Below are 16,981 nucleotides of genomic sequence, written 5' to 3' on the forward strand. Positions count from 1 at the left end.
CGGCAACCTACCTGTGGCGACAGGCTGCCGGTAGATACAGATCCTTGCGAAACCCGCCATACATCGGCCACGCGGCAAGCGATCAGAACGTCATCTTGACCCCCGCCTGTACGCTGCGTCCGGCGGCCGGTACTTCGTCACGCAGGATCGAACTGGCGTAGCGGATGGTCTGGTTGTTCAGGTTGTCGCCCTTAAGGAAGGCCAGCCACTGGCTCTGCCCGATATCGAAGTGGTAACCGAGGCTGGCATTGAGGGTGGTGTAGCCATCGGTGCTGGTCTCGGCTTCCGGCACCCGGTGCTGGGCACTGGCGTGTTCCGCGCCGAGGCTGGCCTGCCATTTCTGGTAGGTCCACAACAGCGCGGTGTTCAGGCGCAGCGGCGCGATGCGCGGCAGCGGCTCGCCGGTTTCGCGGTTCCTGGCGCGGGTGTAGTCTGCCGAGCTTTGCAGGGCGAACTCACCGTACGGGGTTTGCGCCAGACGCCAGTGGTCCTGGGCTTCGATACCCCAGAAATCGGCTTTCACCCCGCTGTACAGGTATTCCGGCAGTGCGCCGTCGTCGCTGGCGGCCACCTGTTCGCCGTCATCGTTCAGGTAGCGCCCGCTGCCCAGCAGACCGATGTAGTTGGAGAAACGGCTGTAGAACACCCCAACGCTGCCCTTGTGGGTGCCATTGTCGAAGCGCAGGGCCAGGTCGCTGGACCAGGACTTTTCCTTCTCGGCGTTGGCGTCGCCCACTTCATAGGTGCCGGTGGCTTCGTGCGGGCCATTGGCGTACAGCTCATAGAAGGTCGGTGCCCGCTCGGTGTAGCTGAGGGTGCTGGCCAGCGACCAGACCTTGTCCAGGCTGTAGATGGCACCGAACGACAGGCTGCCGGCGGTGAAGCTGTGATTGGCCGCGGCGCCCTCGAAGCGCTCGTTGCCGCCGGCGTCCGGGCTCAGGCGTGTATGTTCCAGGCGACCGCCCAGCGACAGGTCGAGGCGCTCGGTGGCTTTCCAGTCTTCCAGGACGAACAGCGCGGCGCTGTCGGTGTCGGTCTTGGGCACGAAGGCTTCTTCGCCCAGGGCCTGGAACTGGCTGCTGGACACCTGGGCACCGATCACCCCTTGCAGCGGGCCGATGGGCTGGTGGCGGGCTTCGATGCGGGCCTCGTAGCCGTCGTTCTTGAACACCGTACCGGTGGCACCGTCTTCGATCTCGCGATGTTCGTACTGGGTGTGGCCGACGTTCAGTTTCACCGAGCTGAACGGCCCTTCCAGGTCGCGGACTTCGGCGGCCATGGCGGCGTGACGCTGCTCCATGTCGATGCGCACGTCTTTCTCGGCGGGGGAGCCGTAGTTGCTGTCGTACTCGTCGTAGGACAGACCGACATAACCGTGATCCCAATGGTAGGCACCGCCGATGGCACCACCGTCCTGGCGGCCGTCGCTGTTGGCCACCCGGTGTTTGCTGTCGTCGCCATCGAGGGCGCGCTGGTCGCGGGAGTGGGCATAGCCGGGGATGCGCAGGTCGTTGAACTCGCGGGAACTGGCGTCCAGATGCAGGGCGAAGGTGCCGTCGCCGGCTTCCAGTTTGCCGGCGCTGCTGCGCGTGGTGTCGGCGCCGCCGTAACGCAGCTCACCGCCGCCGTGCACGCCGTCAACCGGCTCGGTAGGAATGCGGTTGTCGATGGTGTTCACCACGCCGCCCACCGCGCTGCCGCCATACAGCAGCGCGGCGGGGCCACGCACCACTTCGACGCGCTCGGCGTTGGCCGCATCGAAGGGTACGGCGTGATCGTAGGACAGCGACGAGGCGTCCAGCGCGCCGACGCCGTTGCGCAGCACGCGAATGCGGTCACCGTCGAAGCCGCGGATCACCGGGCGACTGGCCACCGGGCCGAAGTAGGTGGACGACACACCGGGCAGGCCGTTCAGGGTTTCGCCCAGCTGCGCCGCCTGGCGCAGGGTCAGGTCATCGCCCTCCACCACGCTGGTGGGGGAGGCCAGCGCGTCGGCACCGAGCGGGTTGGCGGTAATGATCTGTGGCTCGAGGGTCATCGTCTGATCGGCGAGCGCCGGCTGGGCGGCCAGCAGGGCGACCGTCAGGGACGAGAGGGCAGGGAAGACGCGCGTGAACATTGAAAGCTTTCCTTACAATTGGAAATGCAATGTTACAACATAACAATGTCGTCGCCAGGATAAATTTCCCACGCGCTCGCCCGCGCTCCAGGCGGGAGGGGCGCGTGCCGGCGGGGTATCAAGGATGTGCAGGCAGTTGCAGGCGTGCCAGCAGCGGCAGATGGTCGGAAATCTGCAAGGTATCGCCCTGGCGCACCCCGGCCTCCAGGCGGCGCAGAGACGGGCTGTGGATCAGGTAGTCGAGGGTGCGGTCGGGCCCGCTGATCTGCGGGTCGTTGGGCCAGTAGGTCAGCCACAGGCTGCGTTCGATACCACCGGCTTCGGCATTGGAGGGGATCATCGGGTATTTGTCCCAGAGCAGGTGCAGCGGGCTGTCGGGCAGATAGCCGACGCGCTGTTGCTCGTCCAGGCGCGGGTACTGGCCCAGCGGCAACAGGCTGAAGTCGCCGCCGATCAGCCAGGGCGTGCCACTGCGCTCCAGGCGGTCGAGCAGGGCGGCGGTGGCTGCGGTCTGCTGGCGCAGCGTCTCGGGGTCTGGCTCCGGGGTGTATTGCTGGGTATTGATCAATGCCAGACGTCCGCCGCCTTGCAGTGGCAGGTAGCTGACCAGCAGCGCCGGCCTGGGCTGGAACAGGCGCACCAGGGGGGTGCTTGGGTGCAGGGGAAGTTGCAGGCGCTCGGCACTGTCGATGCGGTAACGGCTCAGGGTCGCCAGCTTGAGGCCGACGCTGCCCCAGATACGCGGGTGGGGCACGAATTCGGCCTTCCAGTTGAACGCCTGGGTGCTGCACGGGTAGAGGTCGGCCAGGCGTTCCTGAAGCAGGGCCAGCTGGTTCTGGTAACCGGTGTCGCGGGCGCCGTCGCCGAGTTCCTGGAGCAGTACCAGATCGGGCTGTTCGTCGCGGATCACCCGCACCACTTCATCGAGGTTGAAGGCCAGGTCCTCGGCGCTCGGGCGTTCGTCCGGGCCGCTGCCATCGAGGCGCTCGTACCAGAACACGTAGCGCTTGCCGGCCAGGTACTGGACATTCCAGGTCATCACCTTCACGGCCTGGCCGGGCTTCAGCAGGGCGGGGCGGTCGGTGGTGCTGCACAGGGGCTCGACCGCTTCACGGTCGGCGGGCCGCCAGGTCGATTGATACAGTGCCCCCCAGAGGGCGGCGGCCAGCAGCAGGATGAACAGGATCAGGCGTGGCAGCAGGCGGTTCATCGGACGGTCAGGATTCCTGAACGGGATGCCCGCAGCATAGCCCAATCAGCCGGCAGGGCGCTCCTGCTCGATCAGCATGAACAGGCGGAACAGGGTCACGCCCATGAACAGCTGCAGAAAGCTGGTCAGGCTGTTGAGCAGCACCTCCACGCTCGGGCTTTGTGGGGTCGGCAGCAGGTACATGCCGGCCGCTTCGAACAGCGAAATGGGAATGTAGATGATCAGCAGGCACACCAGGATGCGCGTGAAGTGCCCGGTGGTCATCAGCATGCTTTCACGCATGGCCATGAACGGCGTGCGCTGGCGCAGTACCAGCAGGTACTCGCTGAACGCCAGTTTGATCATCACCCACAGGCCGGGCAGCACGAACAGTGACAGGCCGAACATGATCAGCAGCGTGCTGATCGCCGACAGCAGGGCGAAGGACGGCCACAGGCGCAGGGTCTGGCCCCACAGCTCGGTGATGGGCGGGTTTTCGCCACGGGTGCGGGCGTCCATGAACAGGATCAGCGCGCCACTGTACAGCGGGTAGAACAGCAGGCCGACGATCAGCTCGTAGGCGGTGGATGCCTGGGCCTGGGCGCTGGCCTGCACGGCCTGCTTGACGACGCCTTCGAGGATGACCGGCGGCAGGCACAACAGCAGGATGGCGAGCAGGTTGTGGCGGAAGAAGTACAGCGAGTCCTGGATGATGTTCAGCGGGTTCATGAGGGTCGTCACGGGTAAAGTCGGCGGACACTGTAGCCGATGGCCTGCGACGAACCAAGCGCACGGGTTCGACGGGGCTTTCTTAACTTTTTCGTCATGTGCTTGAACTGCCGCACAGCAGCCCCATTCTGTTTCGCAGGGCCATTGTTCGGCCTTCTGACGATCCGTGCGAGGTCACCATGAACACCCAAGAGCAAACCCTGATCGATGAACTGTTCGGCAAGCTGAAGACCGCCGAGGGGCAATCCGGCGTGCGGGATGCTGCGGTCGAGGCGTACATCAACGACCATCTGCGCCGTCAGCCGGCCGCGCCTTACTACATGGCGCAGGCGATCGTGGTGCAGGAGGCGGCGGTCAATCAGCTCAACCAGCAACTGCGTGAACGTGACGAGCAGATTCGCCAACTGCAGGCCGAACTGCAACAGGCCCGCAGTGGCAGTGCGCCTTCGTCGGGCGGCGGCTTTTTGTCCGGGCTGTTCGGTGGTGGCGCTTCGCGACCAGCGCCTGCACCGGCACCCGCACCGGCTTCTTCTGGCGGTGGCTGGCGCGACCCCGGCTACGCTGCGCCTGCCGCGCAGCCGGCGCCGGCTCCAGCCGCCGCGCCCAAGGGCAGCGGCTTTCTGGGTGGGGCCTTGCAGACCGCTGCCGGTGTGGCGGGCGGGGTGATGCTGGCGCAAGGCATCAGCAGCCTGTTTGGCCATCACAGTGCGCCGCAGGAAATCGTCGAAGTCATTCACGATTCGCCGACCCAGGGCCTGCAGTCGGATGACTGGGGCGGGCGTGACCAGGGCCTGCAGGCCGATGACTGGTCGGCCCGTGACCAGGATTACAGCGCCGGCGATGGCGGCTTTTTCGACGACGACGACAGTTTCGTCTGACGCCCGCGGCTCTGCGCTGCGCGGCGGCCGCATGGAAGTGGCATACTGCGCGCTGCCAGCAGCGCAGGGGAGGCGCGGTGAGAAAGATCGCAGTGTTCGCCGATGTGCAGAACCTTTACTACACCGTGCGCCAAGCGCACGGTTGTCATTTCAACTACGGTGCCTTGTGGGCCGAGGTCAGCCAGCGCGGCACCATCGTGCAGGCCTTCGCCTACGCCATCGACCGCGGTGACGCCCGCCAGCAGCAGTTTCAGCAGATCCTGCGCAACCTGGGCTTCACCGTGCGCCTCAAGCCCTACATCCAGCGCAGCGACGGCTCGGCCAAAGGTGACTGGGACGTGGGCATCACCCTGGATGTGATGGAATTCGCGCCCCAGGTCGACGAGGTGGTGCTGGCTTCCGGCGACGGCGACTTCGATCTGCTGCTCGAGCGCATCATCCAACGCTATGGCGTGGAGGCCGTGGCCTATGGCGTGCCAGGCCTGACCGCGAACTCGCTGATTCGCGCCGCCAGCCGCTACGTGCCCATTGAAGGCGCGCTGCTGCTCAAGAACTGATACGAGGAACGACCTTTGGAACCTGTTGCCGTCATCGACTTCGAAACCACTGGCATCGCCCCCGGCCCCGGTTGCCGGGCCACGGAAGTGGCAGTGGTGATCCTCGAGGACGGACGCATCGTCGACCGCTACCAGAGCCTGATGAACGCCGGGGTGCGCATTCCGCCGTTCATCGAGGCATTGACCGGCATCAGCAACGCGATGATTCGCAGCGCGCCCAGCGCCGATGAAGTGATGGGCGAGGTAGCGGATTTCGTCGGGCGTACGCCACTGGTGGCGCACAACGCCTCGTTCGACCAGAAGTTCTGGGACTTCGAGCTGGCACGGCTGCAGCGCACCCGCGAGCAATCCTTTGCCTGCTCCTTGCTGCTGGCCCGGCGGCTGTTGCCCCAGGCACCCAACCACAAGCTCGGCACCCTGACCCGCTACGCCCGGCTGCCCGACACCGGCCAGGCTCACCGGGCCATGGCTGACGCAGAGATGGCCGCCAACCTGCTGGGCTACATGACTGCGCAGTTGCGCGATACCCACGGCATCACCCAGATCTCCCACCAATGGTTGTGCAGCCTGCAGAAGGTCCCGGCGGCGCGGATTCTGGAAACCCTCAGGCGTCAGCGCGGCCTTTGACCGGGGCTTTGTCCAGGCGTACGCCGATGCCCAGGTGGCCGGCCGGCAGGCGCCGATCCACCGGGGTGGAGAGCACCATCGAGGTCTTGCTGAAACCGTAGCGGGTGATGCGGTCGAGCAGGTCTTCCAGATGCTCCATGGAGCCCACTGCAGCGCGCATGATCACGCAGGGGTCGCCCGTTACGCGGTGGCACTGGATCAGCTCGGGCAGTTTGTAGAGTTCCTGCTGGGCATTCTGGTTACCATGGCTACCCAGGCGCAGTTCGATGATGCACTGGATGGGCAGCCCGACCTTCGCCAGGTTGACCTTGGCTTCATAACCGGTGATGACACCGCTGGCCTCCAGCTTGGCCACCCGCTCGGCCACGGCGGGGGCTGACAGGTTGACCTGGCGGGCCAGTTGCGCGAAGGAGGCGCGGCCATTTTCCAGCAGCGCGCCGAGCAGCATGCGATCGTATTTGTCCAGTTCCAAGACGGTGCTCCCGCAAGGCTAAAGAGTTGCTTTTCGAATGCAAGGCAAGACCTGATGATTACCGTTGAATCATAGGTCGGTGGCGTATTTAAACAGCTTTTCTGGCTTATTGTTCGGCGCATGCCTTCTTAGAATGGCTGAACCTTATGAAAGGATGCGTGCCTGCCATGTCTGATTCACGTCGCGTTCCCCTGGTGCTGATCGGCGCCTTCCTGGCCCTCTACCTGATCTGGGGCTCCACCTACCTGATGATCCGCATTGGCGTGGCTTCCTGGCCGCCGATGATGATGGCCGGGGTGCGCTTCCTGATTGCCGGTCTGCTGATGTACGGCTTTCTGCGCTGGCGCGGGGTGCCCACGCCGACCCGCGAGCAATGGAAGGCCAGTACGCTGATCGGCTTTTTGCTGCTGGCCTGCGGCAATGGCGGGGTGACCCTGGCCGAGCACGCCGATGTCTCGTCGGGCGTTGCTGCCCTGGCGGTGGCCACCGTGCCGCTGTTCACGCTGTTGTTCAGCCTGCTGCTGGGCAACCGCACCACGCGTCTGGAATGGGCCGGCATCGCCCTGGGCATGACCGGTATCGGCCTGCTCAATCTGGGCTCCAACCTGCAGGCCAGCCCATTGGGCGCGGCGTTGCTGATCTTCGCGGCGGCGTCCTGGGCCTTCGGGTCGGTATGGAGCCGACGCCTGTCACTGCCGGACGGCCCGATGGCCAGTGCCGCGCAGATGCTCGTCGCCGGCGCCATGTTGCTGCTGGGCAGCCAGATCAGTGGCGAGCGCCTGGAGCAGATGCCCAGCGCTGCGGGTTGGGCGGCGTTGGCGTACCTGGTGGTGTTCGGCTCGATCGTCGCATTCAGTGCCTACCTGTACCTGCTCAAGCATGTGCGCCCGGCAGCGGCCACCAGCTACGCCTACGTCAATCCGGTGGTGGCAGTGGTGCTCGGCATGCTCTTCGCCGGTGAGCGTATTGGTGCGGAAGAGACCCTGGCGATGCTGGTGATCATCAGCGCGGTGATCCTCATTGGCCTGCCCCAGTGGCGGCGCCCGGTGGTCAGGGAGTCGGCGGCCTAACCCAAGGGCGGGGGGACAGGGTAAACTGCGCGCCTTGCGCTGAATCATTACCAACGGTACCCCCATGACTTTCGCTTCCCTCGGTCTGATCGAACCCCTGCTGCGCGCCCTCGAAGCGCTGGACTACCAGACGCCGACGCCGGTGCAGGCCAAGGCGATCCCCGCCGTGTTGGACGGCCGCGACCTGATGGCCGCGGCGCAGACCGGCACCGGCAAGACCGCCGGTTTCGCCTTGCCGCTGCTGCAGCGCCTGACCATGGAGGGCCCCAAGGTGGCCGCCAACTCGGTGCGCGCCCTGGTGCTGGCGCCAACCCGCGAACTGGCCGAGCAGGTCCATGAGAGCTTTCGCCAGTACGCCGAGCACCTGCCACTGAGCACCTACGCGGTGTATGGCGGGGTGAGCATCAACCCGCAGATGATGCGCCTGCGCCGTGGCGTCGACGTGCTGGTCGCCACCCCGGGCCGCCTGCTCGACCTGCATCGCCAGAACGCAGTGAAATTCAACCAGGTACAGATCCTGGTGCTCGACGAAGCCGATCGCATGCTCGACCTGGGCTTTGCCGAAGAGTTGCGGGGGCTCTATGCGGCCCTGCCGAAACGCCGCCAGACCCTGTTGTTCTCGGCGACCTTCTCCGACCCCATCCGCCTGCTGGCCGGGCAGATGCTCGACAACCCGCTGAGCATCGAGGTCAGCCCGCGTAACGCCGCGGCCACCACGGTCAAGCAGTGGGTGGTGCCGGTGGACAAGAAGCGCAAGACCGAGCTGTTCATCCACCTGCTGAAAAAGCTGCGCTGGGGCCAAGTGCTGGTGTTCGCCAAGACCAAGGTCGGCGTCGACCAGTTGGCCGAGCGTCTGCAGGGCCTGGGCATCAAGGCCGACGGCATCCATGGCGATCGCCCGCAGGCCACCCGCCAGCGCGCGCTGGACAGTTTCAAGACCGGAGACATCCAGGTGCTGGTGGCCACTGATGTGGCAGCGCGTGGCCTGGATATCGACGACCTGCCAACCGTCGTCAACCTCGACCTGCCGATCGTTGCCGAGGACTACGTGCATCGCATCGGCCGCACCGGACGCGCCGGGCAGACTGGCGAGGCGATTTCGCTGGTGTGTGCCGATGAAGTGGAACAGCTGGCGGCCATCGAGGTGCTGATCCGCCAGGTGCTGCAGCGCAAGGAAGAGCCGGACTTCGAGCCCGACCACCGGGTGCCGGCCACCGATGCCAGCGGGCAGATCCTGAAGAAACCCAAGAAGCCGAAGAAACCCAAGACCACCGGCGCCAAGGGCAACCTGGGCAAGTGGATCGACAGCGGTGACTTCGATGCGCCAGCACCGAGCGTCAAGCCCGTGCGCAAGGTCCCGGCTTTCAATACCGGACCGCGTAAACGCAAGCCATGAAAAAAGGCCGGGTGTGATACCCGGCCTTCTTGTTTGGCCCGAGGGGAAAGGCCGCGCCCGGTGGGCGTGAGGCCCGTACCGATCAGCCGCGGTGACGACCGCGGAAGTAGTTGATCAGGCCTTGGGTCGAGGCGTCTTCGGCCGGCTCTTCGTTGCCGCCGGTCAGGCGCTGGTAGACACCCTTGCCCAGCTCCTTGCCCAGTTCCACGCCCCATTGGTCGAAGGCATTGATGCCCCAGATCACGCTCTGCACGAACACCTTGTGCTCGTACATCGCCACCAGCGCGCCCAGGCGGCGTGGGCTGATGCGCTCGACCACCAAGGTGTTGCTCGGCCGGTTGCCCGGGATCACCTTGTGCGGCGCCAGGCGCTGCACCTGGTCTTCCGGCAGACCCTTGTCGCGCAGTTCGGCCTCGGCCTCGGCGCGGGTCTTGCCGAGCATCAGTGCCTGGCTCTGCGACAGGCAGTTGGCGTACAGCCACTGGTGATGGTCGGCTACCGGGTTGAAGCTGACGATCGGCACGATGAAGTCGGCCGGGATCAGCTGCGAGCCCTGGTGCAGCAACTGGTGATACGCGTGCTGGCCGTTACAGCCCACGCCACCCCAGATGACCGGGCCAGTGTCGGTGGACACCGGCGTGCCGTCCTGGCGCACGCTCTTGCCGTTGGACTCCATGTCCAGCTGTTGCAGGTGCTTGGTGATGTTACGCAGGTAGTGGTCGTACGGCAGGATCGCGTGGCTCTGCGCGCCCCAGAAGTTGCCGTACCACACGCCCAGCAGGCCCAGCAGCACCGGCATGTTCTGTTCGAACGGCGCGCTCTGGAAATGCTGGTCCATGGTGTAGGCGCCGGACAGCAGTTCCTTGAAGTTGGACATGCCGATGGCCAGGGCGATCGGCAGGCCGATGGCCGACCACAGCGAATAACGGCCGCCGACCCAGTCCCACATCGGGAAAATGTTTTCTTCACGGATACCGAAGGCCACGGCAGCGGCATTGTTGCTCGACACGGCGATGAAGTGACGATGCAGCTCGGCTTCCGACCCACCCTGAGCCAGGTACCAGGCACGTGCGGCCTGGGCGTTTTTCAGGGTTTCCAGGGTGCTGAAGGACTTCGACGAGACGATGAACAGTGTGGTCTCGGCGCGGATGTTCATCGACAGCTCGTGGAACTCGCTGCCGTCGATATTGGCCAGGTAATGGCAGCGTACGCCCTTGTGGGTGTAGGCCAGCAGGGCTTCGGAGACCAGTTCGGGGCCCAGGTAGGAGCCGCCGATGCCGATGTTGACCACGTCGGTGATGGGCTTTTCGGTATAGCCACGCCACAGGCCGTCGTGGATGCGCCCGACCAGCTCGGTCATCTGGCTCAGCACCCGGTGCACTTCCGGCATGATGTTGGTGCCGTTGACCAGCAGCTTGTCGCCTACCGGGCGACGCAGGGCGGTGTGCAGTGCCGGGCGGCCTTCCGACGCGTTGATGGTCTCGCCATCGTACTGGGCCTTGATCGCTTCCTTGAGGCCGACGTCCTTGGCCAGGCGTACCAGCAGGTCGCGGGTTTCGGTGGTGATCAGGTTCTTGGAATAGTCGAGGAACAGGCCGCAGCTGCTGAGGGTGAACTGGTTGAAACGCTGCGGGTCGGCAGCGAACGCCTCGCGCATGCTGAAGTCCTGCATGGCCTGGCGGTGTTCGCTCAATGCCTGCCAGGCGGGCAGAGCGGTCACATCGGAAGGATTGCGGTAGTACGCCATCGCTTGGGGTTTCCTTTAACTTTAACTGCCTGTGGACATTTCGACGCCGCCTGTTCGGCGGCAGGTTGTGCTGCGGTGAACTGCCAGGCGCCTTCGGGGCCCAGGCTCGTCAGGGTCGTGCGCATCGATGTCCGGGCATTCACTCCAGGGTGTCATGCAGACCACGTTGGATCTGTAGGAATAGGCACTGTCGCACCAGCTTAGTTCATTGCCAAGCGGCCTGGCCGCCGTCAGCGCTTGAGGTGCAGGTTGTCGATCAATCGGGTCTTGCCCAGGAATGCCGCAGCGATCACCACCAGGTCACGGTCGTCGGCCGTGGCCGGACGCAGACTGGTCGCTTCGCGAACCTCCAGATAATCCACCCGCAAGCCGGCGCTTTCAAGCTGGCGAGCGCTTTCGTTCAGCAACGGCTCGAAGGCGTTGTCACCGCCCTGCAGGGCTGCGGCGACACGCTGCAGCTCGCGGTACAGGGCCGGAGCGACGGCACGCTGCTCGTCGCTCAGGTAGCCGTTGCGCGACGACAGCGCCAGGCCGTCGGCGGCGCGCACCGTGGGCTCGCCGATGATCTGGATAGGCATGTTCAGGTCGCGGACCATGGCGCGGATCACCGCCAGCTGCTGGAAGTCCTTCTCGCCGAACACCGCGACGTCTGGCTGGGCCATGTTGAACAGCTTGCTGACCACCGTGGCCACGCCTTCGAAATGCCCGGGGCGGCTGGAGCCGCACAGACCTTCTGAAACGCCCGGCACGCTGACCCGGGTCTGCTCGCCCATGCCGTTGGGGTACATTTCCTCGACCGTGGGGGTGAACAGCAGATGGCAGCCGGCCTGCTGGAGCTTTTCCTGGTCGGCGGTGAGGGTGCGCGGGTAGCTGGCCAGGTCTTCGTTGGCGCCGAACTGCAGCGGGTTGACGAAGATGGTCGCGACGATGAAGTCGGCGTGCTCGGCGGCGCGGGTCACCAGTTGAATGTGGCCGCTGTGCAGGTTGCCCATGGTCGGCACCAGGCCGATACGCTTGCCGGCGCGGCGCGCCTCGGCGACGGCCGCACGCAGGGCCTGGACGCTGTTGACGGTGTTCATGCCTGGAATCCGTGTTCTGGGGCTGGGAAACTGACGTCTTTGACGGCCGCGACGTAGGCCTGGATGGCCGACGGGATGTCGGGCTGACCGATCATGAAATTCTTCACGAAACGCGCCACCCGACCGGTGATCGACAGCCCGAGCATGTCGTGCAGGACCAGCACCTGGCCATCGGTGGCGCTGCCGGCGCCGATCCCGATCACCGGGATTTTCACCGCATGGGTGATTTCCTCGGCCAGGTCGGTGGGCACGCATTCGAGCAGGATCATCGCCGCACCGGCCTGCTCCAGCGCAATGGCATCGGCGCGCAGCTGGCGGGCCTGGGCTTCCAGGCGGCCCTGGACCTTGTAGCCGCCCATCACGTTGACGGTCTGCGGGGTCAGGCCGAGGTGCGCGCACACCGGAATGCCGCGGTCGGTCAGCTGACGAATGGAATCGGCCAGCCAGGCCGCGCCTTCGACCTTGACCATGTGCGCACCGGCACGCATCAGTGCGGCGCTGTTGAGCAGGGTCTGTTCGAGGCTGGCATTGGCCATGAACGGCAGGTCGGCGAGGATCAGCGAGCCCTGGTTGCCGCGGCGCACGCAGGCGACGTGGTAGGCCATGTCCTCGACAGTGACTGGCAGGGTGCTGTCATGGCCCTGCAGGACCATGCCCAGCGAGTCGCCGACCAGCAGCACTTCGACGCCTGCGCCACTGGCAGTGTGGGCGAACGTCGCGTCGTAGCAGGTCAGCATGGTGATTTTTTCGCCCTTCTGCTTGAGAGCCTGCAGCGACGTAACGGTTGTAACCGGCATGTAATTTCCTCCATCACCAGGCGCTGTGAATACTACAGATTCATCCTGGAAAGCAGGCACACCGTCGTACCGCGGTGTTTTGCAAAGGCCTGTCTTGCGCCCATTCACCAAGGGGTTGGCGGCGGGAGGCCTATCTTCGTGAGGCGCGGACTTGAAGTCAAATGCAGGTGTTACCGGTCACGGACGACCGGTAACGCAGGGGCGGGGTGGCTCACTCGGGAGCGGGCAGACGTTCCAGGCCGACGAATGGGCAATCGCCCAGCATCTGGCTGAGCAGACGTCCGTCCGGCAGTTGCAGGTCGGGCGCAAGGTCGGCCAGCGGGTAGAGCACGAAGGCCCTGGCGTGCATGTGGTAGTGCGGCACTTGCAGGCGTGGCACGTCGATGGCCTGGCTGCCGAACAGCAGAATGTCCAGGTCCAGGGTCCGTGGGCCCCAGCGCTCCAGGCGTTCACGGCCCTGGTCCAGCTCGATGGCCTGCAGGGCGTCGAGCAGCGCCAGCGGGGCGAGATCGGTGTCCAGCGCCGCCACGGCGTTGGTGTAGCGGGGCTGGCCGGGTAGCAGCGAATCGCTCACATAGAACGGCGAGACGCCGGCCAGCTGGCTGCCGGGCAGTGCGGCCATGGCTTCCAGGGCCGCATGCAGTTGGGCGGCAGGGTCTGCCAGGTTACTGCCCAGGCCGATGTAGGCCCGTTCAGTCATCGTAGCCGCCGGTGTCGGCCCCGGCGCGCTTGCGCTTGCCACCGCTTCGCCGACGCTTGCGCGGACCGCTGCCAGTGTCGTCGGCCTTGCTGCCCAGCTCGCGGATCATGTCGCGGCGTTCGCTTTCGTTGGCGTCCTGATAGTCGGTCCACCATTGGCCCAGGCCGTCGGTCTGCTCGCCGGCGCTCTCGCGCAACAGCAGGAAGTCATAGGCGGCGCGGAAGCGCGGGTGATCGAGCAACTGGTCGGCGCGTTTGCCCGAGCGGCGCGGCAGGCGCTCCTGCATGTCCCAGATTTCCCGGATCGGCAGGGTGAAGCGTTTGGGAATCGCGATGCTGCGGCACTGTTCCATGATCAGGTCATGGGCAGCGTCCTGCATGGCGGTGATCGGCGGAACGCCACGCTCCTGCAGGCGCAGCACGCGGTGCGGCAGGGCTGGCCAGAGCAGCGCGGCGAACATGAAGGCCGGGGTGACCGGCTTGTCCTGGCGCACGCGCAGGTCGGTATTGGCCAACGCCTGGCTGACCAGTGTGTGGGTGTAGGTCGGGTTGTGTTCCAGGGCCTTGGCGGTAGCCGGGAACAAAGGATCGAACAGCTCCAGGTCGACGAGCATTTCGAAGGTGATCTCGCCGTGCCCGGACAGGAACAGCTTCAGCGACTCTTCGAACAGCCGTGCCGCCGGAATGTCGCGCAGCATCGGCGCCAGCGGACGGATCGGCAGCATGCTGTGCTTCTCGATGCCGAAGTTCAGCTTGGCGGCGAAGCGCACCGCACGCAGCATGCGCACCGGGTCTTCCTTGTAGCGCTGCTCCGGGTCGCCGATCAGGCGGATCAGGCGATTGCGGATGTCGTGTACGCCGTTGGCGTAGTCGAGGATGCGTTCGGTGACCGGGTCGTAATACAGCGCGTTGATGGTGAAGTCGCGGCGCTGGGCGTCGTCTTCCAGCGTGCCGTAGACGTTGTCGCGCAGGATGCGACCGCTGGAGTTGCGCGAAGACTGGTTGGTGTCTTCGTCGTCCTCTTCTTCCGGGTGATTGGCGCGGAAGGTCGCCACTTCGATGATTTCCCGTCCGAAATGGATATGTACCAGCTTGAACCGCCGGCCGATGATTCGGGCGTTGCGGAACTCGGCGCGGATCTGCTCGGGTGTGGCGCTGGTGGCGACGTCGAAGTCCTTGGGATCGAGCTGCAGCATCAGGTCGCGGACACAGCCGCCCACCAGGTAGGCCTGGTAACCGGCGTTCTGCAATCGCTCGACGATGCTCACCGCATGGCGGCTGAATTGCGAGCGCTGTAGCGAATGCTGGTTGCTATTGAGCACGACGGGCGTAGAGCGCGTGTGTTGCCGTGGGGTGCGCAGTGGAGAGCGAAATGACTGGAACAGCTTCTTCAGCATGGGATGCACTGTTTGAAGGAATATTCGACCAAAAATGGAGAATGGCCGCACGATGGGCGGGGATTCTAGCATTTGATCGGGCGATGGTGTAGGAAGCCGTCGATCGGCGAGGCTAGGCAGGTCTGGAGATGGGGCTGTGCGGGGGCTCTGTGCGCAGAACGGCGTGCTTGCAGAAGCCTGGCGGGCGGGGGCTGCCGGGTGGTAGAAGCTACTAGGGGAGCCGAAGCTCCCCCAAAGTGTGTGCTCTTTATTTTTATTGTCGTTTCGGGCTTCTTGTTTTTGTTGAGTGCCCGTTCGCCGGTCTTTGCCTGCGAAACCTCTCAAATCGAGAGTGAAGAGCAAACGGATTGCTTTGGACGCTGTATTGCGATGATCGGTGATCCAACCAGTTCAGGCGCTACCTTGAGGTAGTTTTTTGTTGTTCTCGGCCTGGTCGCGGGGCAAGCCCCAAATACAACACCTCTCCAAAAGAATCAGTTAGCTGCGCCTCCGCCGTGTTGTTCTTGTTATGCGTGAGTCGTTTCATCTTGTTCTTGTTGTGGGGGTGACACGTGTTTTTTGTTTTTCTTGTACCGAGCATATAGCAGGTGCTGTGCCAACTTTTGAAAATCCTTGAAAATCAATGGCTTGAGATGGCTGGCTATTTTCGTGGAGCGAAAAAAACCGGGATTCCGTTACCGTACCTCCCGGTTTTTGTTACGTCTGCAAAGGCTTCGGTAACAGTTTCGGCCTGAGAAGGACAACTGTTACCGAGGGCCAGGGTCACGTTTCGTTGGCTACGCCCTTGCGCCGTGGGATGCCCAGGCGCTGGCGGCGTTCCCACAGGCACTTGCGGCTGACCCCGAGCTTGCGCGCCAGCTCGGTCTCGGTCATGTGGTCCTGGTGTTCGAGGACGAAGTGCTGGAAGTAGTCCTCCAGTGAGAGGTCCTCGGTGGGCTCGTGATTGGCACCGTTGGCCCCATTGGGCAAGGGCGCCAGACCGACGAACTCTTCGTCTTCGAGGTCGCCCAGCTCGATGTCGATGCCAAGCAGGTCGGCGGAAATTTCGGCCGACTCGCTGAGGATGACCGAACGCTCCACGGCGTTCTCCAGCTCACGAACGTTACCCGGCCAACTGTAATGACGAATGGCCTGTTCGGCATCCTGGCCGAAGCGCAGGTCAGGGCGCCCGGCCTTGGCACTTTGCCGTGCCAGGAATGCGCGGGCGATTTCCAGCACGTCGTTACCGCGCTCGCGCAGTGCGGGCAGCTTCAGCGCGATGACGTGCAGGCGGTAGTAGAGGTCTTCGCGGAATTCGCCATTCTTGGCCAGGGTCTTGAGGTCACGGTGGGTGGCGGCGATCAGGCGCACATCGACCTTCTGCGACTGCACCGAACCGACCCGGCGGATCTCGCCTTCCTGCAGTACGCGCAGCAGACGTGCCTGGGCCTCCAGAGGCAGTTCACCGATCTCGTCGAGAAACAGCGTGCCACCATCGGCCGCTTCGACCAGCCCCGCACGCCCGGCGCTGGCGCCGGTGAAGGCACCTTTCTCGTGGCCGAACAGCTCGGATTCGATCAGGCTTTCCGGAATCGCCGCGCAGTTCACCGAGATCATCGGTGCCTTGGCGCGCCGCGACAGATTGTGCAGCGCCCGGGCCACCAGCTCCTTGCCGGTGCCGGACTCGCCCTGCACCAGCACGTTGGAGTCGGTGGGTGCGACCTTGCGGATCTTGCCATACAGGTCCTGCATCGGCGGGCAGGAGCCGATGATGCCGATCTCGCCATTGGCGTGGCCGGGCGCAGGCTTGTCTGCCGTGCCGCCCTTGGCAGTGGCGCCTCGCTCGGCCGCGGCAGGCGCTGCCTGTGCCGGGGTACTCTGGCGGTCGCGCAGGATGCGCGCCACGGCCTGGAGCATCTCGTCGTGGTCGAAGGGTTTGGCGATGTAGTCCACTGCACCCATTTTCATCGAGTCGACCGCAGAGCGCAGGCTGGCGTAGCTGGTCATGATCAGCACCGGTTTGCCTTCGCCGAGGCGGATCAGCTCGGTGCCGGGCGCGCCGGGCAGCCGCAGGTCACTGACGATGAGGTCGAACGATGGAATGCTGAAGCGCTCCTGAGCCTCCTGCACCGATCCGGCTTCGCTGACCTGGTACTGGTTGCGCTCGAGCAAGCGGCGCAGGGCTGAGCGGATGATGGTTTCGTCTTCGACGATCAGAATATGCGGCATTGATTCGGTTCTCTCGA

The 16,981-nt window shown here is 64.8% G+C and carries 15 protein-coding genes; 5 read left to right on the top strand and 10 right to left on the bottom strand.

Translation table 11 applies throughout. The features are described 5' to 3' along the window. Positions 1–82: 82 nt before the first annotated feature. The 3 genes from RRX38_RS20050 to RRX38_RS20060 form a co-directional block, all read right to left on the bottom strand. Positions 83–2,038 carry a TonB-dependent receptor gene (locus RRX38_RS20050; RefSeq protein WP_295476649.1) on the bottom strand — a complete coding sequence of 652 codons (1,956 nt, stop codon included), beginning with the start codon at positions 2,036–2,038 and terminating at the stop codon, positions 83–85. A 199-nt stretch (positions 2,039–2,237) separates the two neighbouring features. Beyond that, a complete protein-coding gene (locus RRX38_RS20055) occupies positions 2,238–3,329 on the bottom strand; it encodes an endonuclease/exonuclease/phosphatase family protein (protein ID WP_315960403.1) in 1,092 nt (363 codons plus the stop codon). Between the two features lie 45 nt (positions 3,330–3,374). Continuing rightward, a complete protein-coding gene (locus tag RRX38_RS20060) occupies positions 3,375–4,037 on the bottom strand; it encodes a YciC family protein (RefSeq protein WP_315962714.1) in 663 nt (220 codons plus the stop codon). Positions 4,038–4,216: 179 nt separating this feature from the next. Here RRX38_RS20060 and RRX38_RS20065 point away from each other — a divergent pair, with 179 nt between their 5' ends. The 3 genes from RRX38_RS20065 (at position 4,217) to RRX38_RS20075 (ending at position 6,099) form a co-directional block, all read left to right on the top strand. Then, positions 4,217–4,915 (top strand): DUF2076 domain-containing protein, encoded by a 699-nt coding sequence (locus RRX38_RS20065; protein ID WP_295476377.1) that lies wholly within the window; start codon positions 4,217–4,219, stop codon positions 4,913–4,915. Between the two features lie 77 nt (positions 4,916–4,992). Then, positions 4,993–5,472 carry an NYN domain-containing protein gene (locus RRX38_RS20070; protein WP_295476376.1) on the top strand — a complete coding sequence of 160 codons (480 nt, stop codon included), beginning with the start codon at positions 4,993–4,995 and terminating at the stop codon, positions 5,470–5,472. Positions 5,473–5,487: 15 nt separating this feature from the next. Beyond that, positions 5,488–6,099, top strand: coding sequence for a 3'-5' exonuclease (locus tag RRX38_RS20075; RefSeq protein ID WP_315960404.1), 612 nt, complete (start codon positions 5,488–5,490; stop codon positions 6,097–6,099). Here the strand turns inward: RRX38_RS20075 and RRX38_RS20080 are convergent. Continuing rightward, positions 6,077–6,571 carry an Lrp/AsnC family transcriptional regulator gene (locus tag RRX38_RS20080; RefSeq protein WP_315960405.1) on the bottom strand — a complete coding sequence of 165 codons (495 nt, stop codon included), beginning with the start codon at positions 6,569–6,571 and terminating at the stop codon, positions 6,077–6,079. The genes RRX38_RS20075 and RRX38_RS20080 overlap by 23 nt on opposite strands. Positions 6,572–6,738: 167 nt before the next feature. On the opposite strand from RRX38_RS20080, the gene yedA reads away from it, so the two are divergent. Then, a complete protein-coding gene (gene yedA / locus RRX38_RS20085) occupies positions 6,739–7,641 on the top strand; it encodes a drug/metabolite exporter YedA (protein WP_315960406.1) in 903 nt (300 codons plus the stop codon). Between the two features lie 64 nt (positions 7,642–7,705). Further along, the gene (locus RRX38_RS20090; protein ID WP_315960407.1) at positions 7,706–9,037 is read left to right on the top strand and encodes a DEAD/DEAH box helicase; all 1,332 of its coding nucleotides are present in this window, start codon (positions 7,706–7,708) and stop codon (positions 9,035–9,037) included. Between the two features lie 82 nt (positions 9,038–9,119). Here RRX38_RS20090 and pgi read toward each other — a convergent pair whose 3' ends face one another. The 6 genes from pgi to RRX38_RS20120 form a co-directional block, all read right to left on the bottom strand. Then, the gene (pgi, locus tag RRX38_RS20095) at positions 9,120–10,784 is read right to left on the bottom strand and encodes a glucose-6-phosphate isomerase (protein ID WP_295476367.1); all 1,665 of its coding nucleotides are present in this window, start codon (positions 10,782–10,784) and stop codon (positions 9,120–9,122) included. Positions 10,785–11,014: 230 nt separating this feature from the next. Next, positions 11,015–11,863, bottom strand: a complete 849-nt coding sequence (gene panC, locus RRX38_RS20100; protein WP_295476365.1) for a pantoate--beta-alanine ligase — start codon at positions 11,861–11,863, stop codon at positions 11,015–11,017. Beyond that, on the bottom strand, positions 11,860–12,660 hold the full coding sequence (gene panB, locus RRX38_RS20105; RefSeq protein ID WP_295476364.1) for a 3-methyl-2-oxobutanoate hydroxymethyltransferase: 801 nt from the start codon (positions 12,658–12,660) through the stop codon (positions 11,860–11,862). The genes panC and panB overlap by 4 nt, the downstream gene beginning before the upstream one ends. A 211-nt stretch (positions 12,661–12,871) precedes the next feature. After that, positions 12,872–13,360: a 2-amino-4-hydroxy-6-hydroxymethyldihydropteridine diphosphokinase gene (gene folK, locus RRX38_RS20110; protein ID WP_315960408.1), complete on the bottom strand. Its 489-nt coding sequence runs from the start codon at positions 13,358–13,360 to the stop codon at positions 12,872–12,874. Further along, the gene (locus RRX38_RS20115; RefSeq protein WP_315960409.1) at positions 13,353–14,756 is read right to left on the bottom strand and encodes a polynucleotide adenylyltransferase PcnB; all 1,404 of its coding nucleotides are present in this window, start codon (positions 14,754–14,756) and stop codon (positions 13,353–13,355) included. Before RRX38_RS20115 ends, folK begins: the two co-directional genes overlap by 8 nt. A 762-nt stretch (positions 14,757–15,518) precedes the next feature. After that, on the bottom strand, positions 15,519–16,964 hold the full coding sequence (locus RRX38_RS20120; protein WP_315960410.1) for a sigma-54 dependent transcriptional regulator: 1,446 nt from the start codon (positions 16,962–16,964) through the stop codon (positions 15,519–15,521). Between the last annotated feature and the right edge of the window lie 17 nt (positions 16,965–16,981).

This window comes from Pseudomonas sp. DTU_2021_1001937_2_SI_NGA_ILE_001 (assembly GCF_032463525.1).
Lineage (GTDB): Bacteria > Pseudomonadota > Gammaproteobacteria > Pseudomonadales > Pseudomonadaceae > Aquipseudomonas.

Excerpts from the sequence above, each read along its gene's own strand:
- RRX38_RS20050 (WP_295476649.1), bottom strand. The coding sequence starts at position 2,038 with ATGACCCTCGAGCCACAGATCATTACCGCCAACCCGCTCGGTGCCGAC.
- RRX38_RS20055 (WP_315960403.1), bottom strand. The coding sequence starts at position 3,329 with ATGAACCGCCTGCTGCCACGCCTGATCCTGTTCATCCTGCTGCTGGCC.
- RRX38_RS20060 (WP_315962714.1), bottom strand. The coding sequence starts at position 4,037 with ATGAACCCGCTGAACATCATCCAGGACTCGCTGTACTTCTTCCGCCAC.
- RRX38_RS20065 (WP_295476377.1), top strand. The coding sequence starts at position 4,217 with ATGAACACCCAAGAGCAAACCCTGATCGATGAACTGTTCGGCAAGCTG.
- yedA (WP_315960406.1), top strand. The coding sequence starts at position 6,739 with ATGTCTGATTCACGTCGCGTTCCCCTGGTGCTGATCGGCGCCTTCCTG.
- RRX38_RS20090 (WP_315960407.1), top strand. The coding sequence starts at position 7,706 with ATGACTTTCGCTTCCCTCGGTCTGATCGAACCCCTGCTGCGCGCCCTC.
- pgi (WP_295476367.1), bottom strand. The coding sequence starts at position 10,784 with ATGGCGTACTACCGCAATCCTTCCGATGTGACCGCTCTGCCCGCCTGG.
- panC (WP_295476365.1), bottom strand. The coding sequence starts at position 11,863 with ATGAACACCGTCAACAGCGTCCAGGCCCTGCGTGCGGCCGTCGCCGAG.
- panB (WP_295476364.1), bottom strand. The coding sequence starts at position 12,660 with ATGCCGGTTACAACCGTTACGTCGCTGCAGGCTCTCAAGCAGAAGGGC.
- folK (WP_315960408.1), bottom strand. The coding sequence starts at position 13,360 with ATGACTGAACGGGCCTACATCGGCCTGGGCAGTAACCTGGCAGACCCT.
- RRX38_RS20115 (WP_315960409.1), bottom strand. The coding sequence starts at position 14,756 with ATGCTGAAGAAGCTGTTCCAGTCATTTCGCTCTCCACTGCGCACCCCA.
- RRX38_RS20120 (WP_315960410.1), bottom strand. The coding sequence starts at position 16,964 with ATGCCGCATATTCTGATCGTCGAAGACGAAACCATCATCCGCTCAGCC.